The sequence below is a fragment of the Sporosarcina sp. G11-34 genome (assembly GCF_026931025.1).
Window position 1 is genome coordinate 20,362 of sequence record NZ_JAHNZW010000023.1, and the last position, 19,585, is coordinate 39,946.

Sequence of the window (19,585 nt, forward strand, 5' to 3'; positions counted from 1 at the left end):
AAGGAGTGCAAACATATTGTCTGCACTCCTTTTTGAATTTAAGCTAATCCTTTTTCGATTTCAGCATATGGTTTCTCGATAATGGAGGTTAGTTGTGAATCACTTAATCCCCCATTATATTTTTTCACCATGTCCTCTTTGTAAGCATTTATAGGATTCTTTGAATGATGGGCTAAAGTAAGTTGAATTATAAGGTCCTTGGTCGAAGGATTACCCATTTCTTCTTTCTTTTCGCTACGAATTAGTTTTTTGTTGCGTTTAACTGCATCAGGATTTGTTTCTTTTTCTGCTTTCAGCTCTTCTTCTTGTTCGTATTGTATCAGATGAGCCATTAAGTAATTATCCGCATGGTAGCGATATCGATCGGTTACGATATGTTTCGGAACTAGAGTTAAAGGAACTTTATTCAAATCGAGCAATTGACGGTATTGGAATTTAACCCAATTGTGGGTTGTTACATCCCAACGAAGACCTTCCTGTATCTTGAACTTTGTTTTAGGATTGTGCATTAACGCCTGTGTTACTGTGAATTCGCTCAGTAGTTCGAAGAGAATACTGGCAAGTAAATCTGACATTCGGTCTTCATTAAAGTTTTTAATGAAAAGAACGATGTCCATTGGATCTTTGATAGTACCGTCTACAATTAATCGACGATGTTCAACTCTGGTTAATAATTTAAAAAGCATGTCGGGACCGCAACCTCGGCCACTCGAATAAACATCTTTGACGAATTCTGATTTCCCCAGACGAAAGCTGTTATTCTCTTTTGAGTTACGTAGGATACTTAAAAGCATCTGTTCTGAAGTTTCACCTTCTTTAATAAGCTTAAAGACTGTTTGGAAGTAATCCGTAAGCAGTTTGTTTGCTGCCTTTGAAAACTTGTCCTTGTTCATTGCAATCAGTAATGGATCCAAGAACAATTTGTTATCTGCTCCTGATGTTCCGATATTTGCAAACTGTAGTTGCCCCTGTTTTTTGTTCACTTGTAAAACTGTAGTTACTTTTTCCATGTGTTGTTTACTCCGATAATAGTTGTAGGCATTGGAAATTACTGTTTTGTGCACCTTTCTTGGGTGTAATATATATGTTGACAAGCTTCTAATATCGGTGATAACATAGATATTGCTGAGATAAATATGTTAACCAAATGAAAAATGTCTACAAGATTGCTACTGAAAATGTGCCTCAAGCATTTTTTCCGAACAGTAGGATATCTTTCAGTCAATGAAAATAGACATAGCTATTTCAAGAAGATACACTGATCCATCAGTGTATCACTATTTGTCGTATTATGCAAAATAAAAAGTCTTTTAGATTAGTTGATTCTGATGTAGCCAAAGATGGCTGCTTTTTTTTGTCTTTTTTTGAGGGGATTTAGATTTTTCAAGGATTGTTTCTATTTGCTACTCAAAGAGGAAAATCTGTACCCATGCGTCATTGACTCTCTCAAATTACTTCTCTAGATTTTATTAAAAACTTATAGGAAAAAGATATTCTTCATTACGGTTCATTTAAAATTGTTGTGGAATATATCCTTATAATTTTGTGAAAACACTACCTAGATATTTTACTTAGGTAGTGTTTTTTATTATTGCATATATTTATAATCTGTTTCTTCTAACTGGTATCCTAAGTGCATCTTTATTACTGCAACTGCTTTAGCAATAGCTTCTCTTGAGTTTACAATTTTTTTATCTATTAAAATACGGCCTTCAAAAATATGATTGGATCTTGTCCAGTCCAAGGAAAGTAATTTGCCCAATTCCCTCTCTTGTTCTGATTTATTATCAAATTGGGTGAAGATATATCCAGCGATGCGTGATGCTACGATTATTCCTGTTCCGTTTGTAAGAACTGAATTACTGCGAATATCTGGTGTTTTTTCTCGGTGTTCGAGACATGCCGAAATGTTGGGATTCTTTTTTAGTACTTCAAAGAATAATTTAGCATTTTCTCGTAACTGTGTTTCTTTTTGAAGATCACTCAGGTCATTTTCAAGTTTTTTAGGTTGACCACCTTGCGAATTGAATCCAGCTATTTCAATTACTACATTTCTTATATTGTTAATCGTATAAATATCTTTTGACAATTTAGATACACTGGTTGACAACAATTCCGTTGTTTCATTTAAGTAATCAGTTTGTTCAATCAAATCAACAACTAGATTAGAAATTGGATCACGAGTATTAAACAAAGTGTTAATAGAGGACGTGGTTTGTTTAGCATTTCTATTTACATCGACAAAATCCTGTCTTATTTTTTTGGGGCGATTTTCATAAACAATATTAAGTAGCATACTACTACCGACAATATAATGAGGTTCCTCATTAGCTAAATCTCTTATAGCGGCTGTTCGATGATTACCATCTAGGCACTCAAACTCATAATCAATTGGAAGTACAATTACCCCAACTACCGACCCCCCGTTTTCAAGAATTTCTTCTTCGTTTATACTTTGACCTTTAAACTCATACGGTCTAAAATCTAAGCTTTCATAAGAAACCAGGGTTATTGGTGGAAGCGTGAACTCTTTTTCAGTTCTTAAGTATTCAACAATATCATCTTTATGTTTTTTATCTAAAAAGCGGTTTTTAATATCCTTTTTGATAGCCTGATTCTTTTTCTTGACGGCTGAAGTCTGAATAAACTTTCCTAAAGTTCTATACGGTATTGTAGCTGCATACCAGACCCGGCCACCACTTAGATACTTTAATGCAGGAATTTGAATTGCACTAGTAGGTGTTCCAAGATTAACAGATTCAATATTTGTGAAAGACATAATTTAAAAACTCCTATCATTTTCTATTTGATAGATTTATAATACACAACGAAACGTATTACGTCAATACCTAGACGTAATTATTTAAATATTAATGTAATAACTTCAATTAAGACGTAACACATCCGTGTCTGACAGTTCGGAATGTGTTGACTCGTGGGGCTGTAGCTGTATAAAAATAGCATCATAAAAAAAGTGGGCCAATAGTTAGCCCACAATTGTTAATGTATTAGATGATCACTTATCAATTCACGAACAGTGGATTCAATTTCAAGTTGCGGATGTGGCTGATACCAATGAACCTTTTCATTATGGAAAATACCTCGATAGTTATTTCCTTCAATATTCAATTTGAACTGAATTCGTTCGTTAGCTTGACCCTCAAATAATGGTGTAATTACCTCGAAGTTTTGTAACATTATGAAAATCTCCTTTCTTAGTTGGCCCTTTAAAGTATCTCCTAAATTGTTTTGTTTCCGTTTTGCTTATGTCCTTATACTAACTACCCCAAATTAAAAAGTTAGGTGAAGAAGATTAGGGCTTGATGAGAATTGCATAAAGAATTTGCCTTATGGCGAGGTGCTATAACTTATAATCAGTCATTGGAAAACAGAGAGGAATCAAATCTAACTCAATGGAACTATGTTAGATTCACAAAAAGAGCTTCATCCCTTATGTATCAAGGGATGAAGCTCTTTTTTTGCTTTGTATTTTTTTCGTTGCTCATTTGAATCTAACTTAACATATATCATGATTATATTAAGTTAGATTGGGGTTTGTGCGTTACAATGCGTGAGGTGTGTCATTAAAATAAAGTTTGCTCATTTTATAGCTATGATCTTCTACAATCGCGTCCGTTTGCTTTATAAAATATAAACTCCAACAAACAAGACAAATCCCGCTGCAAGAAAAAGATTAAAGGCATTTGCTTTTCGTTTTTGAAATTCAGTAATTCCCATAACTATAAGCATTATCCCCATTACCAGTGACAAATAAGGCGCTATTACTGCCATTGTGCCAGTTTCAAGCCATAACCCGATAATGCTATCGTCATAACCAAGAAAATTAATCTAAGTATCTTCACTGCTACACCTCCAACTAAATGGCCCGATTGTGGAATTGTCACAATTCAGCTTGTCTATGTAATTGTATCAAATTTTTTTACAAATTTTTAAACTTTATTCAGAATTGGTAATATTTATTAAAAGCCACATGAGGAGGTGTACTGAAAGCATGAAATTCGTTGAACCGATACGGGATCTTAACAAGATTAGCAGCATGAAAAAAATCCTTTTCGCGCAAAGCGAAAGGAACTATCTCTTATTTACGATTGGCATCAATTCACCCTATCGCATTTCTGATTTAATCAGGGTGCAATTCAAACATGTTGTCACTTTAATCGGTAAATTGCACCTGTTTGATGTGCTATTTTGCACTTCAAAGTACGCCTTTTCTAAACAATAAAAGCACTTATCCAAGCTGTGAGCTGGATTATAAATTTGGTTGTGCAAGATAACGCTTAAAATAAGCGCAAATTACCTCTTAAAGTGACAATCCAATAGATACCAATGCACAAAAAAAGAAGATAGGCCAATGCCAATCCTCAAGATTTTTTTATGTTGTTAACTGCATTGATTGATCCGTTAACCAGATTTTCATATCGTCCTACATACAGAGAAACGACCTTTTCAGTTACCTCAGCGACATCTTTACCGTCAACGGCTGCTATCGCTTCCAACCGCTTCATAACATCCTCAGGTAGCTGTATCTCGATCTTTTCAGTCATTGTTTAGTCCCTCCTTAGCTATTTCTCTTTTGGCACGGATAAGTGTGCTTTTAGAAATGCCCGTTTTCTCTTCTGCTTGTTTGTAAGAATGAGTTTCCAACAGCTGTAAAGCGTGTGCTATTTGCTTTTTATTATACAGCTTCGGTCTGCCCTCTTTAAAGTCAGGATTCTGTTTCGCAATGGCTTTGCCCTCTGCTAATCGTTCAACAATCATATCACGGTCAAATTCCGCAATGGCTGATAGCATTCTTAAAATTAATCTGCCCATTGATGTATCCTCTACAAGCCCCATATTTAATATGTGAACCTTGATTCCTTTTGAAAGAAGTTCCTTTATTAAATTTACTCCATCTTCTGCGGATCTTGCAAAACGGTCTAGTTTTGTGACCACTAATGTATCGCCTTTTTTCAGCAATGAAAGTAACTCTACAAATTGGGGACGGTCTGCCTTTGTTCCTGTGAACTTTTCAGAGTAGACTTTGTCGCAACCTTCACTTTCCAATGTCTGAATCTGTGCCTCTACATCTTGTGACACTGTACTAACCCTTGCATATCCGTATTTTATAGCCTTATTCATATGTATTAGCCCCTTTTTTGCGGTTCACTTATGGTTCCCAGTTAAGACACCACTTGATACCTTGATACTACTGCATCGACAAAATGGTGTCAATACTTAAAAGTTATGACACTACGAAAGAACACACTTTGTTGTCTTATTCTCATTCGGTAAAAATTTAGTTTTCATGGTTTCCCACACCACCTAAATTTTAATAGAGAAGGTTCTGCATTGATAATTTATTGTTAAGATTGACTATACTGGCCGGTTAGTTGAAGAAGGAATTCGATGGCTCAACGATCTTGCATACGTCGTGCACACCAGGTTAACATAACACCAAAAATGGCCCGCTCCGATTTATTTTACTGGAGGGGGGCCATTTCTATTTTTTATAAAAGTTCTTCTTCAATGTGCTCAAGGGCATGAGCTTCATTTCGATAGTAAGGAAAATCATTATCCAACAGATTAATTTCTTCTGGTTCTTCAATCGTATCCAGTATAACAAATACCTCGGAGAGCTTTTCTTTATGTTCCCACCCGTCCAAAACCTCTAATGCTCTTTCTTTCATCTTAAATGCAATATCGAATACCCTGAAATATATTACCATTCTTAATGACTGCCCCATTTTTCTTCATTCCTTTCTATACACAGAATAGTATCCAATTTTTAACGATAAACGTCCAGTTAAACAACCAGGTCTACGGGATAAACTTCTTCAAGAAATTGATAACCAAATGAAGACAATGAAAAGAGAAAAACACTAGGGTTCCACTTAGTTTTTTTTATTGGTATTTATAATGATCTGGTTATCATCGGAGAATTATAAATTTTATGTGTAACAGGATTTTTTGAAAGTTTTTAATGGATAAAACTTACCAGTGGACCGATAAAGTGAAAACTGTTATACTTCATGATAGATGTTGTATTATGAAAGGTGTTTTATAAATGAACGTAATCTCGTTTTTTACAGGAGCTGGAGGACTAGATATCGGTCTGAAGCAGGCAGGTTTTGATATTAAGTTAGCAGCAGAATTAGTGCCGACTTATTGTGAGACAGTAAAGATAAATGACCCTGAAATTAATATACGACAAGGGGATATCATGGATTATTCCCGTGAAAGAATATATGAAGAAGCAAAATTGGACGAGCATGCTGAAGTTGATTTAATGGTTGGTGGAAGTCCATGTCAATCATTTAGCACAGCAGGAAGAGGTTTGGCTTTTGAGGCCGCTGGTGGTGCAGCCATGCTTAAATTTGCAGATTTAGTAACAGAAGTGCAACCACGTGTATTTTTGTTAGAGAATGTACGTGGTTTTTTGTCTGCACCATTGAGAAGACGTCCAGGTAAAGAAAAGGGGGATGGATTTCCACCACTGGAACCTGATGAAATGAGAGGTGCAGCTATGGAATATCTTCTTACAAGGTTTCCTGATTATGAAATAACGTCCGAATTGCTTAACTCGGCTAATTTTGGTGTTCCACAGAAACGTGAACGTGTTTTTTTGGTGGGATTCCGTAAGGATTTAGAGCGAAAGTTTGTATTTCCAGAAACAACTCATAATGAACATGGAACAGAAGGAAAAGACCGTTGGGTAACGGTTCGTGATGTATTTAATCGTTTAGGGAAAATTGATCATCATCATGTGAATTACTCGGAGACACGAATGAAATATATGAAGATGATTCCTGTCGGCGGAGGAAATTGGAGAGATTTGCCCGAAGATATTGTGGAAGATGCGATGGGAGGGGCATTTAAGAGCGGGGGGGGGAAGGTTGGTTATTTCCGTCGGCTCCATATTGATCGTCCATCACCTACGGTTTTAACGACTCCAGCGCAAAATTCTACAAATTTAGGTCATCCGTTCGAAAATCGACCGTTAAGTATAGAAGAATATCTGGCGATACAGGAATTTCCGTCTAACTATGTGGTTTCTGGTACATTGGCCCAGCAATACACACAAGTAGGGAACGCTGTACCAATTCGACTTGCAAAAGCGATGGGAACAGCAATCATATCGCAATTAGCAGAAGTTGAAGAATAGGATTATTATCCTATTCTTTTTACTATTACTATGAAATAATAGGGGGGTATTGGTTTTTTAGGGAGGAAATAATAATGAATGATTTAACAAAGCAAAGAATAATTGATCATATATCCCCCATTATGGATCGATTGATTAAGAGAAGAGTAGTCGATGAACCGTTTAACGCTGCTGAAATTGAAGCGAGGAATCCTTTTGGTTTTAGACTGGTGCCAGAGGAAGTTTGGAAAGGGTCTAAATTCGAACGTTCTTTTGTCACATCGCTTGGACAAGGTATTTTTGAACAAATGTCCAAGATTGTTGCTGAAGGCACTGGAGCATTTTCTTCGAATCAACATGACACGACTTTTAATATCAATACATGGAGAAATGAAAAGATTGAGGAGATATTGACTGATCAAAGAGCAAGTCGAAGGCCCCCCAATTGGAATCAAGAAGTTACTGATATTTTGTCTCTTACCAATCAAACATTTACGGAAGTCACAGTAAAATTTGATTTGTATATTCGACGATCCAATGGAAGAGAAGAGTTTTATGGTTTGAAAACGGTGAAACCGAACTTGGACCAAGCAGAGCGGGCCAAAAGAGATATGCTGCGAATGATGACAAGGGAAAACAACAGTGAAGCTTATTTTGCATTGCCATTTAACCCAGGCGGTGAAGGTGAACCATATCGTAAAGGAGGACATTCAATTCCTTATAAAATTTTTGATATGGACAATGATCCTTCTGTACTAATCGGCGGGGAGTTTTGGAATAAGGTAGGGGATAGTCCTGATACATATAACGAATTGCTTGATTTGTTTTCTCGGTTAGGGAATAAGTATTCGGATATAATTCGTCGTGATTATTTTGAAATTGATATTGAACAATGATAAAATTTAATAACATGTGGTACAGAATAATAAAATAAAAGAACCCTTTTGCAGAAGGGCTCTGAAATAAAGGCGATTCATCATGCGGATGGGTCGTTTTTTTGTTGTTTCAGTAGCAGTTTTAGGATGGCTAAAAGCAGGATAATGATGATTGCTGTGGATATAAGTGACCAATAGTTGATGAACAGCCATTTTAAATTTTCCCCGATGGTAGCAAATGTTTGAGGGAATAATCCAACTAAACTAGTTAATACGATTCCAACTGATCCCATCCACCACTGTTTTCTAATCCATTTCTTCATTTTCGTATCACCTCGAATTGTTTGAATTTTTTCCATATATTTAATAAAATTACGTGTTCGTTTTATAACCCTCTTTTTACATACTCGCGAAAAAATTCTTGTATTGATCAATTACTCATAAGAAAATTGGATTCGTAAGAAAGAATCCGGATTTATCTCTATCATGTCAATTACTTCTTTTAAGTAATATCAAAAAATACCTGGTTTCCTAATATAAAAATACAATACTTTTTTTGTAAGGTCCACCCTTCTGGAAAATGACTTTTTAATGGGGCTCGAATGATATGCTAAATCCGTTTTTTCATCAAGGGAAAGACAAGGAGGAAGAAAAATAAAAAAGGTCTATTTCTTGTAAGAGAAATAGACCTTTTTATTGTGTATGCTGCATGTACTTCTATTTGACATAACATCCATTCCCCGAAGTCATCACTGTTCCATTTAGCGCTTCTTACTGACCCTACAGGCCTTTACCCCAAGTTTAAAGGTCCAGGGCTTGAATAGCAGCATCCATATCGTCCTGTGTGATGCCTATATACCGTAACGTAACACGCTCGGAACTATGGTTAAACATCTTCATCAAGAGCGTAATATTGGTCCCTCTCTTTATCTGATGGTAGCCGAACGTTTTTCGAAGGGAATGTGTCCCGATGTTTTCAAGACCTAACTCTTTCGCTGCATCACTCATAATTGTCCAGGCCTGGACCCGACTAATCGCTTGATTCGTCCCTTTACGGCTCCTGAATAAATAGGCTTCTGGATTCCCCTCGTAATGCTGGTCAGCATACACCTCAGTCGCTTTTTTGACCCCTTTAGAAAGGGCGCCCTTATTTTCCTTCCCGGTCTTTTGTTCAGTCAACATCAAGTGCGAACGCACGCTGTTTTTAGGATCTAATACATGTTTGTCACTTTAAGAGGTAATTTGCGCTTATTTTAAGCGTTATTTTGCACAACCAAATTTAAAATCCAGCTCACAGCTTGGATAAGTGCTTTTATTGTTTAGAAAAGGCGTACTTTGAAGTGCAAAATAGCACATCAAACAGGTGCAATTTACCGATTAAAGTGACAGGCTGTGGAAGTGACTGAACGCTTTTATCAGTACTTGCTGAGGGGGAAATGAAATGATGGCCAAGAAATCACTTTCAGATTATCAGAGGGAGTATGAAAAAATCATCCATGCAGACCAACCGAGAAAAGACATTCTGCTAGCCGGTTTAATGACTGAAATGGAGAAACAATTCAAGATTCCTATGCTGAGGAATGAAGTATGGGAACGAGAAAATATAAAGGTAATAGCGATGTATCGTAAGTTAAGCATTACAAGAACATTGTGAAGGTCGGAGAAACCTGATCTTCTTTTTTGTGCAGATTGTGCATCGAGCTATACCGAATCGATTATATCATTCTAGAAATATTCCAACCAAAGAAGAAACGTTGTTTCCTTCCTTGGTTTCTTCTTTTTAAATCTTGAAAATCATTCTATAAACGACTATGATTCAATCTTCAGTTTAAGAAGAAATTACATAATGAAAAATTTGAAATCATTCCAGGCTTTATTGAACCATATATTGTTTATTTTCTGTTGCAAATAAAAAGAGACCGGCCAAAGCCGACCCCACTTTTATATAGCTACTTTTTCACCTTCTAATTCTTGTTCTTTACTTTCAACTAATTGATCGATTCCGTACAATTCATCTAGCCTTTGGTATTCTCCATAGTTATAGAATTCCAACAATTCATCACGGTTCATATCTGGTGATAATTCTAATTTTAGTTGGATTGCTCTAACTTGTGTCATTGTTAGTGTGCTGTCTGGCAAGAGTCTATTTTCCCTTGCTTTCTCTTCCAGTTCTTGTTGTTCTTTTTGTTCTTGATTTCTACTTTTTTCCGATGCAAACCACCATTCTGGCAATAACTCAATTCTGTGATTTCTGGTATCAAACAAGTCTTTGTAACGTACTTTTTCGCCTTTCAAAAGTCTACTAACTAATTCTTTTGTTCTGCTAACAATAAACCCTTCGGGATTTGTTAAACCTTTTGAATTGTAAGCGTAAGAGAAGATGAAATGTGTTTCTCGACTTATGTCAAAATCTGGTTTATGCTCGACTTTAAGCAATTCTTTTTCTAACAAGTAACAAGCCTTTTCACTAAAATTATTTTTCCGTTTACGGTTATAAATAATCAATTGAACACGTTTTAGACCTTCAAGCAAAACTAACTTGTCATTTTCTTTGTTATAAAGACCTGGTTCACCAGAATTTTCACGATAGTTGTATCTGTCCAGAAGGTCTTTCCCGTAGAATGTAGGCGCTTCATTACCTTCATCACCTATTTGTCCATTCTCGTTCCCGTTCGACTCGCTAGTGGCTTCTGGTGGCTTTGGTGACGCTATCTGTTTCCCTTTGGATTTAATATCAAAACTAATCGCTGTAACTTTTCTAACACTTTTATGTTCGGTCATAGTTACGTCAAACTCTGTATGCTCGTTAATTTCACTGATAGCTGTCATTAACGCTCTATCTTTGAAATGACTGTATTTATCCAACTTGAACACTTTAACGCCTTTGGTTTCACTTATTACTGGAATACCTAAAAGCATTTTCAATTCCTCTAATTCAACTTTCCACGAACCTATCTTTTCCCACTTTTTCATCAATTGATATAATCTTGTCGAATAGCGACTTTTGAAACTTAAAATCACATTTAACTTAGTTGTTGTGAAGTTATTTTCTAAGTTAATTAAGTAAGGATATAACTCTGGTGAAAGCTTTATTTCTGCTGTTCCTGTCTTAGCTACATAAGATGATTTAGTTACCCACTGAAAGACTTCCCAACTACCGTCCGGCTGTTGAATTTCAATCAACTTTTTCATTAGGCTTTTAATTAACTTTTTAAACGCTGCGTAATTGGGATCAGATAAACCTAACCACTGCGTAAATTCTTTTATTGGTACACGAAAGGGTTCAATTTCTTCAATTTTATTGAGAATAAACCTTTTACCCTTTTCATCTTTATCAAACTCTGGTGGCTCTATATTGCTTAGAACGGCAAATAATATTTTTTGCTCATTAATTGCCAAAGAATCTGTAAACCTCGCTTCTACCAAGTCGTTATGTACAGTTACTAAAAAATCTTTGCCTAATTTTAACTCTCTCATTTGTCGCACCTCTTTGTATAGATTGATAATGTATAGTGTGTGTATTTTGATTGTATATCAGTAAACTGATATATGCAATTAAAAAACCACTCACTATTTTCCAGGTGGCAATTGACGTTAAAAAAGTGGCTTATAGATTTTCCAACGTTAAAAATGTGGCTTTTGACGTTAAAAATGTGGCACTTGGACGTTAAAAATGTGGCACTTGGACGTTAAAAATGTGGCACTTGGCGTTAAAAATGTGGCACTTGGCGTTAAAAATGTGGCACTTGACCCTTTATAAGACCGTCATATCAACGTTTCCAGGAGCCGATAACATCTATAACATCTTATAACATCTTTTAATAACATCCTTTAATAACAACAACAACAACAGAATCGAAAACCTTGTTGTTGTTAAAAGGGTAATTATATATAAATTCTCTTTTACACCATAGTTCATAAACCTTAAAGATTTTACTAGAAAAAATAGAAGGGCATGATGATAAATGAAATCGCTATCTGGCGCTTTAGCAAATACTAGGGAAAACAAAAAAAATCTACTACCTTAACAGAAGCTGTTGAGGTAGAGAAAACAACGTCACGGAAAATCTTTATGAATGATTAAGACGATACGCTTTTTTTGCTAATCAAACAGTCACCGAAGCAACTGAAATAATACATGAAAAAATCTCGAAGGAAATAGCTAAAAATGGTGTATCCGTATTACCACCTTTAGTAAAAGAAGAAATTGAAAGCGAAGAACAAAAAACATTAGAATAACGGTAAATTTAATCAATAACTAAAATAATTATCTAAAGAAACAAGTATTTCTACGAAGTATTTATTATCAGTTTGTTTGGTTTACTTAAAGGATTATTTGATGGATGAAATAAAAAACAATCAATCAATAAGGGGGGATATTATGGTACTCGCTGACGTGAAAGAGAAGTTCGTAAATCTTGATGCTAGGCTCAAAGTGGGTATTTTTCTAGCAATAATTTCATTTTTCACTTTCTTCTCATCGTCAAAGATGTAGCTGTTGCCGTGGGGGTTACTGGATTACTTGTGCTGACTTCAAAAAGAATAATACTAGCAGCTACAATTTTATTCAAAGTTACTTTTAATATGGCTATTGGTTTAATTGTATTGCTTTTCACTTTTTTCTTTATAGCGCTCACTACGGTATATTTCTTTATCTAGCGAGCGCCTTTTTTTTTTCAGAAATGTCTTCGTCAAGATTATGGAAAGATTCGTGATCGAAAAACTCCGATAACGTCATGCCAAAACCGTTAGCCAATTTTTCAATAGTTATGATTCGGGGATATTTTGATCTTCCAGACATTATTTCTGAAACAGTGGACTGGTTGACATTTGACCTTCTTATTAATTCATTCGTTGTCCACCCCTTTTCCTTCAACAATTGTTGAACACGTGATGTAACAGCTTCATGAATCCCCATTTATAAAACTCCTTTTTTAAAATTATTTCCTTCAATTCAAGCCATTATACTTAGTCCCGAAAAATTCTTTTTTTGTCGAATTATGGTACTAAAATCCCAGACTTGAATAGGCGTATCTACAACAACATTCTAACACCTCGATGCGATAGTAACAACAGTTTTCACTTATTTTTCTAACAAATTAACAGAACTCCGATATAGACTTTTATACCCATTTTCCGAACTTTGGAAGATGTTTCTAAATTACTAATATCAGTTTGCTGATGTACTTTGAAATCAAGTGAATAAAGGGTTTGTAATGTTTTTGGTAACAGTATTCTGTTTGAAAATATCAGTATTCTGTTGACAAGTATCAGCATACTGATATACTGGAGGTAGTTGAAAGACTTTTCAAATTAAAGGGGGTGTATGAGTGCCTTTCTATTTCGGGGATTGGATTAAAGAGCAACGGCAAATATTTGGACTTTCCCAAACTGAATTATCCTTAAAAACAGATAAGAAGATTACACAAAGTACAATCAGCATGTGGGAACGAAAAGAAATAATGACCCCCTCAATTCGCAATATATGGACTATCACTCATTCGCTAGGGATACCGTTATCTAACGTCCCGTGGTGTTACTTAGATTTAGGTTTCAATGATGATGAAACGAGGTGCTGTAAAGTGAGAGAGAGGTTCGGTTTGTATGATTTACCGTCTGCGTCTGCTGTTAAAACATTCGAGGGGAAAGTCTACGAATTGAAAGGATTCGTTGGTATTGAGAAAGATACAGGTGAAATAAAGCATATTACTGATTTGTACTATCGAACAAAAACAGTGGTGTCTGAATCGTCCGTATTAGCAAAGAGGAAAAAAGAAAGTGATGAATTAGTTAAAGTGAAAGGTATTAGATTATCAAATTAATCGGTGATTGAAGTAACACACCATTAAGAACAGTAAACTGCAAAAAAAAGACAACTGAATATTGCGTGTCTGTCGCAAAGGGCAACTTGCGGTATAGATTTACGACCAAATGGTTAGTCGAGGGAATCCTAAAACTCGTCATATAATAGTTGCCTTACTATGGTTCTGCGTGCGTCCTAAAACGCTGTACGTCAATGAGCAAGCCGTTTATATCGGTTTCGCAATATCATTGAAGAGTTAGCGAATGAACCTGCTATAAATTCGCAAAGATTACTGTTCTTAATGGTGTGTTGCTACCCAAAAACAAAGAAAGGTGGTCTTGCATAATGGCTACAAAAGAACAACGTCAAAACAAACAGTTTGTTGAAAAGCTAATTCAAATTCAAGGTTTAGATTATGACGAATGGCTCGATAAAATCCATGTTGAGTACATGACAAGTAACAATAAATTAATCCTTGAAGCGCTTGATAGTAAATTAAACAAAAGACAGACGGAAGATAAGAAAGAAAACGAAACAGCGTCTAATACTTCATCGGCAAATTCGCAATCATCTAATCAGAATCGACAATAGAACAATAATAGGGAGGTAGTTAAACAATGGAAGGATTAATTTCAACTGGTCAAAGTGTTTTGGAGTGGGCGCAGCAGTTAGGATTAATTAGTGCAGCGATAGCATTTTGTATCGGTGGATATTACCTAATTTGGGGTGGGGATCGTGGGCGTGGGAAATCGATCGGATGGTTCATTGGCGCGGCTGTCGGCTTGGTAATTGTGATGGGGGCTTACGGAATCGCTCAAGGAATTGATGGCAATATTAAATTTTAGAAAACCACTTGTGGTATATATGAACAGGGAAAGTCACTCTATATAGGGTGGCTTTTTTTATTACACTAAAAAGGAGATATGAAATTATGTTGAAAATTCTCTTTACTGACGCACCAGAAAACATGATAGAAAATCATGAAAAACATGACTTTGGAGAAGTTGTGAAAATAACGCACGAATTGGAATTGCAATGCCGTGAAGATAAAAAGGTTGTATCGGCAGAGTTTATTGTAATTAGCCCAGAAGGACACAATATTTACAGGGGGATATTCAACTTTGGTTCATATGATTATCCGAATATTTATCATCAAATTAAAACAATGGCAAGCCGTATTAAGGTGAATAAAAAAAATCAAGCCGATAAAATTTATTTACTTGAACAAATCGAAAAGTTGACACCAGATGAATTTAAGAAAGAAGAAATGATTGATCGAACACTCATTAATATTGATAAATCAAAAATATCAAAACTGAAAAGATGGCAAAGGGTTATTGTTTATTCATTTACAACTTTGTTCGCTGTCGTTCTAGTTGTCGTAGCAGTTTCATTTTTTATGCAAAAACTCCAGTATGAACAGGCATTATTAGATGGTAGGAAAATTGTTGAGCAACAGGAAGATTTGGTTGAAACTTACGAGGTTGCTTTGCTAGGTGATAAAGAGGAATTAAAGCAATATTTTGATGGGAAAACATTAAACGAAAACCAACAACAGATTTTGGTTGACGTGTATTTGAAGGAAAATGAATATGATAAAGCTGTTGGGATTTTGGGCGACTCAGTAGAAGTTGAAACAATTATCTTAAATAATGACTTCTGGAAAAATGGTGACATGAAAATTCAAAAGCTGAAAGAGTTTAACGAAATGTTCCCGACAAATGAAGCAAGATTCGACATTGCATATTTTGAAAAAGAATATGAGTTAATGATGAATTTACCTCAAATCACCATGACAGTTAAACGCTCCCGTATGAAAACCTATGGGTTGATGAAACTTGGGAAAATTGATGAAGCGAAAGTTGAGTTAAATAATAATAATGATGAACGATTAACTGGTTTAATTGACCGTTATGAAATTTTGAAAGCTGAAATTACAACATTAACGGAAAAACTTGATAGAGAAAACAGCGCAAAAGAAAAAAATCAAGAAACAATAGATGCGCTAACAGCAGAATTGAAAAAGAAAAAAGAAGAATTTGAAGCGTTGTAAAAGGGGTGTAAGAAAAAATGGAACAAAATAAATTCATCTATATATTAAAGAAAATAGGAATACCATTACTGATTTTCTTAACATCTTTTTTTGCTTTATTTCTTTCTCTAAATTTCGTTTTAAATCTAGTCGTAGAGATATTTCAAAAAACATTTACTACGGGTTCAATTTTAAAAACAGAAGAAATTAATATTAGTAAATCAATGTTTACTTCTTTCCCGTTTGTAGCTTCATCACTTTTTATTTACATTGTATTAGTTGTTTTTTCAATAGCTTCCAGTATTTTAATAGCATTTAAGATAATAAACAGCTTCGGAAATTTGAAAAAGGATCAAAAAGGTAGTGCAAGATTTAGCACCTTCAAAGAGATACAACAGCAATACCGTGACGTACCAGATAAAGCAGAACGTTTTGAGGGTGGGGGTGGTGTCCCTATCGCACGATATAAAAACAGATTATTCATTGATGATAGTCCAGTAAATAACATGATTATTGGTACAACAAGAAGTGGTAAAGGTGAAACGTTCGTGTTCTCGGCAATTGACATTTATAGTCGTGCTAGGGAACAGGCAAGCATGATTTTAAACGACCCGAAAGGCGAATTGTATTCAGCTTCAAAAGAAACATTGGAAGGCCTAGGGTATCATGTGGAGGTTTTAAATCTCATGAATCCACTGCAATCCATGTCGTATAACTTATTACAGCTAACAATTGACGCTTTCATGGAAAGAAATTATTCACTGGCGCAACAATACGCTAGATCAGTGGCGTTTATGCTCTACTATGACCCTAAATCGAAAGACCCTTTTTGGTCAAATTCTTCTACTGATTTATGTACGGCATTAATTCTCGCACTGTGCGAACAATGCAAGCACGAATCAGAAAAAATAAACATGTATAATGTTGCTCTTATGCTGTCTGATTTGGGAACACGCATGGTGGTTGATGAAGATGGAAATGAAATGAGCGCACTGGATGAATTTTTCGGTAAGTTCCCCGAGAATCACCCTGCGAAAATGCAGTATGCGACAATTAACTTTTCTGGTGGTCAAACCAGGGCTAGTATTTTAGCAAATACAAACGCAAAACTTGGGGTATTTACACTTGACGGAACGGCAAAATTAACGTCACAAAACACGTTTGATATGACGAAAATTGGTTTTAGCAGATGGATTAAAGGCAGAACTAAACCAGATACCCGAATCCATATTACTTTTTCTAACAATAAGAAATCTACTATTCGGACTGACGCTGACGGTATGTTTACCTTGTTCCATAAAAACGCCTTAAAAGACGGTGATTATTTTATTGTTTCGGGGGAAGGTTTTGAAACAAAAGTAGAAATAACAGGTCAAATTGAAAGTCAAAAGAAAGATGGTAGCAAATTTCCCGAGGGATTCTTACAGTTTGAATCGAATAATAAGAGTGTAGAAATAATAACGGTCATGGAATACGACAAGCCGACTGCAATTTTTATGATTGTTCCAGATTATGACGCTACGTTCAACGTTATCGCTTCATTATACGTGAAGCAGGTTTATACTAACTTAGCCCGAATAGCTTCAAATTCAGAGGGTGGCAAGTGTCACAGGGAAGTAGTTTTCATATTAGACGAGTTCGGAAATATGCCTGCAATTGAAGGTATGGCAAACATCGTAACGGTCTGTCTAGGTCGTAACATTCGCTTCAATATTGTGATTCAAGCATATGCACAATTGGAAAATTTGTATGGCGATGATTGGAAAACCATAGACGGTAACTGCGGTAATACCTTGTACTTACTTACTGCCGATGAAACAACGGCTGAACTGATTTCAAAAAAGCTAGGGGAAGAAACAATTGTCACAAAATCACGTTCTGGACAAACTATTTCACTTAATAAATCGAGAACAGAAAGTGTTGATTCAAGACGCTTAATGACAGCGACAGAGGTTATGGGGTTAAAAGAGGGTGAAATGATTGTTATTCGTGTTATTAAACGTCAAGATAAAAAAAGAAAACGAATCAAGTCCTATCCGATTTACTTAGAGGGGAAAACTGCATTAATGTATCGGTGGGAATACCTCTATGAGTTTTATGACACTGATAACTCAATCAATGATATTGATATTCCTTGCGAACACTCCATGACGGATTTGAATGTTTTAAAGGCTAGTTTTACTGATAACAATTATGTTGAAAACAAGTTGAAAGAACAGGAAGAATCCATTGAAAAAGAATCGGAGGGTATAGCACCAGAGAAAGAAAACATAACAATTCAGAAAGAACCCGAAACGATTTTACTAGAAAAAGAGGGCAATAGTGATAGTGAAATAACGAGTAACGCCAAACGAGAAAATGAGTTGTTACGGCAAAAGCAACGTAAAGAAAAAATGAGAAAAGAAAAAGATTTCAATAAAAAAGTTAATGCTACAATCAAGGTAGAGAAATTGTTTCCTAAAGGCTTCATATCTACGGTATTTGACGCTATTGAATCAAGTGACATTGAGGACTACATGAATATGGGAATTGTAGATTTTAGAGAAGTTATCCTATCAAACGAACGAGATATTGACGATAAAAAATGCTCGATCATTCTAACTAAAATCAATAAAACACTAGAAGAAATGATGAAATAAAAAGGAGTGTTGGAAAATGAATGAAAAAATTGCAATGTTGGATAGGTATTTGATTTCTCAAAATTCCCGTTTGGAATCTGGTGAAATTTTATCTGTTAAATTGAAAGATGGGGTTTTAACCATTTTCAAAGAACTAGATGAAGAAACTGGGAAAAAAAAGACTGTCACTTTAATAGAGGAATTTGATGCAAAACTTGATTTAACTATTGATGATTTAATCCCTAACAAGGAGGAACTTGTATGAAAAAACTTCTCGTTATTGTTGCCATAAGTGTACTCTTAATCGGTTGTAAGGGTAAAGAAATGTTTTATCAAACGGATTTGGAAGGAATAACCGATTTCATGGAAAACAATGCAGCAGGATTTATTCTTGTTGTTACGGATAATGATGAATATTTTATTGAAGATATACGAATGGCAGCGAGCAAAGAAAAAGTGAAAATTGCTATGTACAATGTCTATGAGCCGACTATTGGAGAGAAGGAAAACAGACCTAACTTTCCTTATTCGAGCGATTTAAAAGGCAGTACGCTATATTACGTTGCTGATAACACCGTACAGGGTGAATTAGTAGTTAATAAGTACGCTGATTTACAACTAACGCAAGAAATTTCAAATTTCATTAAAAACCACAAGTAGTTTTTAATAGGGTTGTTCGGAAGGAGTGACTTTGTTCAATGAATGATTCGCAAATAATAGATGCACTTGATCGATTTAAAGATTATTTAGATGTAGGTAGTATTTTCAGTGACCCTTTCAGATGGTTAGGTTGGGTGATGATTAAAGGGCTTGCTTTAATAGTAGATGGGCTTGAAAGTGTGACAGACGACGTTCTGTTAATAAAGAAATTCTTTCAAAATCCCGAAGTTGTGGCGTTCGTAACTACGATACGCCCTTTTTTGTACATTCTTTTAGCGTTTAGCATACTTTATGCAGGTTTCATGCTCATATATCAAAAGAAATTTGATAGGGAAGGCATGGCGATTAATCTTTTCATTGCATTAATTGTTATCATGGTGCTGTCCACAGGGATGGAAAAAGCGAATGATTTCACAGATGATGCAATCACAGCGATTAATACATCAGAGTTAT

Annotated in this window: 22 protein-coding genes and 1 pseudogene; 11 read left to right on the forward strand and 12 right to left on the reverse strand. The window is 35.4% G+C overall.

Annotated features, from left to right (window positions below; genetic code table 11):
* Positions 1-38: 38 nt before the first annotated feature.
* The 7 genes from KSU66_RS20260 to KSU66_RS20290 all read right to left on the reverse strand — a co-directional run bounded on the left by KSU66_RS20260 (position 39) and on the right by KSU66_RS20290 (position 5,690).
* The gene (locus KSU66_RS20260; RefSeq protein ID WP_269053266.1) at positions 39-1,010 is read right to left on the reverse strand and encodes a hypothetical protein; all 972 of its coding nucleotides are present in this window, start codon (positions 1,008-1,010) and stop codon (positions 39-41) included.
* Between the two features lie 578 nt (positions 1,011-1,588).
* Entirely contained in the window at positions 1,589-2,779 is a 1,191-nt protein-coding gene (locus KSU66_RS20265) for a DNA sulfur modification protein DndB (RefSeq protein WP_269053267.1), read from the reverse strand.
* Between the two features lie 221 nt (positions 2,780-3,000).
* A complete protein-coding gene (locus KSU66_RS20270; RefSeq protein WP_269053268.1) occupies positions 3,001-3,198 on the reverse strand; it encodes a hypothetical protein in 198 nt (65 codons plus the stop codon).
* 444 nt (positions 3,199-3,642) lie between these two features.
* Positions 3,643-3,792, reverse strand: a complete 150-nt coding sequence (locus KSU66_RS20275) for a DUF3953 domain-containing protein (protein WP_269053269.1) — start codon at positions 3,790-3,792, stop codon at positions 3,643-3,645.
* A gap of 590 nt (positions 3,793-4,382) precedes the next feature.
* Positions 4,383-4,565, reverse strand: coding sequence for a hypothetical protein (locus KSU66_RS20280; protein ID WP_269053270.1), 183 nt, complete (start codon positions 4,563-4,565; stop codon positions 4,383-4,385).
* Positions 4,558-5,130 (reverse strand): recombinase family protein, encoded by a 573-nt coding sequence (locus KSU66_RS20285; protein WP_269053287.1) that lies wholly within the window; start codon positions 5,128-5,130, stop codon positions 4,558-4,560. Before KSU66_RS20285 ends, KSU66_RS20280 begins: the two co-directional genes overlap by 8 nt.
* Positions 5,131-5,510: 380 nt before the next feature.
* A complete protein-coding gene (locus KSU66_RS20290; protein WP_269053271.1) occupies positions 5,511-5,690 on the reverse strand; it encodes a hypothetical protein in 180 nt (59 codons plus the stop codon).
* A gap of 377 nt (positions 5,691-6,067) precedes the next feature.
* On the opposite strand from KSU66_RS20290, the gene KSU66_RS20295 reads away from it, so the two are divergent.
* Both KSU66_RS20295 and KSU66_RS20300 read left to right on the forward strand, forming a co-directional pair.
* Positions 6,068-7,165, forward strand: a complete 1,098-nt coding sequence (locus KSU66_RS20295) for a DNA cytosine methyltransferase (RefSeq protein WP_269053272.1) — start codon at positions 6,068-6,070, stop codon at positions 7,163-7,165.
* A 74-nt stretch (positions 7,166-7,239) separates the two neighbouring features.
* Positions 7,240-8,040 carry a TdeIII family type II restriction endonuclease gene (locus KSU66_RS20300; RefSeq protein ID WP_269053273.1) on the forward strand — a complete coding sequence of 267 codons (801 nt, stop codon included), beginning with the start codon at positions 7,240-7,242 and terminating at the stop codon, positions 8,038-8,040.
* 80 nt (positions 8,041-8,120) lie between these two features.
* On the opposite strand, the gene KSU66_RS20305 is transcribed toward KSU66_RS20300, so the two are convergent.
* Both KSU66_RS20305 and KSU66_RS20310 read right to left on the reverse strand, forming a co-directional pair.
* Positions 8,121-8,378: a hypothetical protein gene (locus KSU66_RS20305; protein WP_269053274.1), complete on the reverse strand. Its 258-nt coding sequence runs from the start codon at positions 8,376-8,378 to the stop codon at positions 8,121-8,123.
* Positions 8,379-8,820: 442 nt separating this feature from the next.
* A complete protein-coding gene (locus KSU66_RS20310) occupies positions 8,821-9,201 on the reverse strand; it encodes a tyrosine-type recombinase/integrase (RefSeq protein WP_269053275.1) in 381 nt (126 codons plus the stop codon).
* A gap of 259 nt (positions 9,202-9,460) precedes the next feature.
* On the opposite strand from KSU66_RS20310, the gene KSU66_RS20315 reads away from it, so the two are divergent.
* Positions 9,461-9,673: a hypothetical protein gene (locus KSU66_RS20315; RefSeq protein ID WP_269053276.1), complete on the forward strand. Its 213-nt coding sequence runs from the start codon at positions 9,461-9,463 to the stop codon at positions 9,671-9,673.
* Positions 9,674-9,960: 287 nt separating this feature from the next.
* Here KSU66_RS20315 and KSU66_RS20320 read toward each other — a convergent pair whose 3' ends face one another.
* The 3 genes from KSU66_RS20320 to KSU66_RS20330 all read right to left on the reverse strand — a co-directional run bounded on the left by KSU66_RS20320 (position 9,961) and on the right by KSU66_RS20330 (position 12,937).
* The gene (locus KSU66_RS20320) at positions 9,961-11,496 is read right to left on the reverse strand and encodes a replication initiation protein (RefSeq protein WP_269053277.1); all 1,536 of its coding nucleotides are present in this window, start codon (positions 11,494-11,496) and stop codon (positions 9,961-9,963) included.
* Positions 11,497-12,485: 989 nt separating this feature from the next.
* Positions 12,486-12,656: a hypothetical protein gene (locus KSU66_RS20325; protein WP_269053278.1), complete on the reverse strand. Its 171-nt coding sequence runs from the start codon at positions 12,654-12,656 to the stop codon at positions 12,486-12,488.
* Positions 12,657-12,670: 14 nt separating this feature from the next.
* Positions 12,671-12,937: a helix-turn-helix domain-containing protein gene (locus tag KSU66_RS20330; RefSeq protein WP_269053279.1), complete on the reverse strand. Its 267-nt coding sequence runs from the start codon at positions 12,935-12,937 to the stop codon at positions 12,671-12,673.
* Positions 12,938-13,349: 412 nt separating this feature from the next.
* Between KSU66_RS20330 and KSU66_RS20335 the strand changes: the two genes are divergently transcribed.
* From KSU66_RS20335 to KSU66_RS20370, 8 genes and pseudogenes are all read left to right on the forward strand, one after another.
* On the forward strand, positions 13,350-13,841 hold the full coding sequence (locus tag KSU66_RS20335) for a helix-turn-helix domain-containing protein (protein WP_269053280.1): 492 nt from the start codon (positions 13,350-13,352) through the stop codon (positions 13,839-13,841).
* Between the two features lie 326 nt (positions 13,842-14,167).
* Positions 14,168-14,413 (forward strand): hypothetical protein, encoded by a 246-nt coding sequence (locus KSU66_RS20340; RefSeq protein ID WP_269053281.1) that lies wholly within the window; start codon positions 14,168-14,170, stop codon positions 14,411-14,413.
* Between the two features lie 26 nt (positions 14,414-14,439).
* A complete protein-coding gene (locus KSU66_RS20345) occupies positions 14,440-14,667 on the forward strand; it encodes a hypothetical protein (RefSeq protein WP_269053282.1) in 228 nt (75 codons plus the stop codon).
* An 86-nt stretch (positions 14,668-14,753) separates the two neighbouring features.
* Positions 14,754-15,875: a hypothetical protein gene (locus KSU66_RS20350; RefSeq protein WP_269053283.1), complete on the forward strand. Its 1,122-nt coding sequence runs from the start codon at positions 14,754-14,756 to the stop codon at positions 15,873-15,875.
* 17 nt (positions 15,876-15,892) lie between these two features.
* Positions 15,893-18,493, forward strand: a complete 2,601-nt coding sequence (locus KSU66_RS20355; RefSeq protein WP_269053284.1) for a VirD4-like conjugal transfer protein, CD1115 family — start codon at positions 15,893-15,895, stop codon at positions 18,491-18,493.
* A gap of 16 nt (positions 18,494-18,509) precedes the next feature.
* Positions 18,510-18,737: a hypothetical protein gene (locus tag KSU66_RS20360; protein WP_269053285.1), complete on the forward strand. Its 228-nt coding sequence runs from the start codon at positions 18,510-18,512 to the stop codon at positions 18,735-18,737.
* Positions 18,734-19,132 carry a hypothetical protein gene (locus KSU66_RS20365; protein WP_269053286.1) on the forward strand — a complete coding sequence of 133 codons (399 nt, stop codon included), beginning with the start codon at positions 18,734-18,736 and terminating at the stop codon, positions 19,130-19,132. Before KSU66_RS20360 ends, KSU66_RS20365 begins: the two co-directional genes overlap by 4 nt.
* A gap of 38 nt (positions 19,133-19,170) precedes the next feature.
* A pseudogene (locus KSU66_RS20370) lies at positions 19,171-19,585 on the forward strand (pLS20_p028 family conjugation system transmembrane protein); the annotation flags it as partial.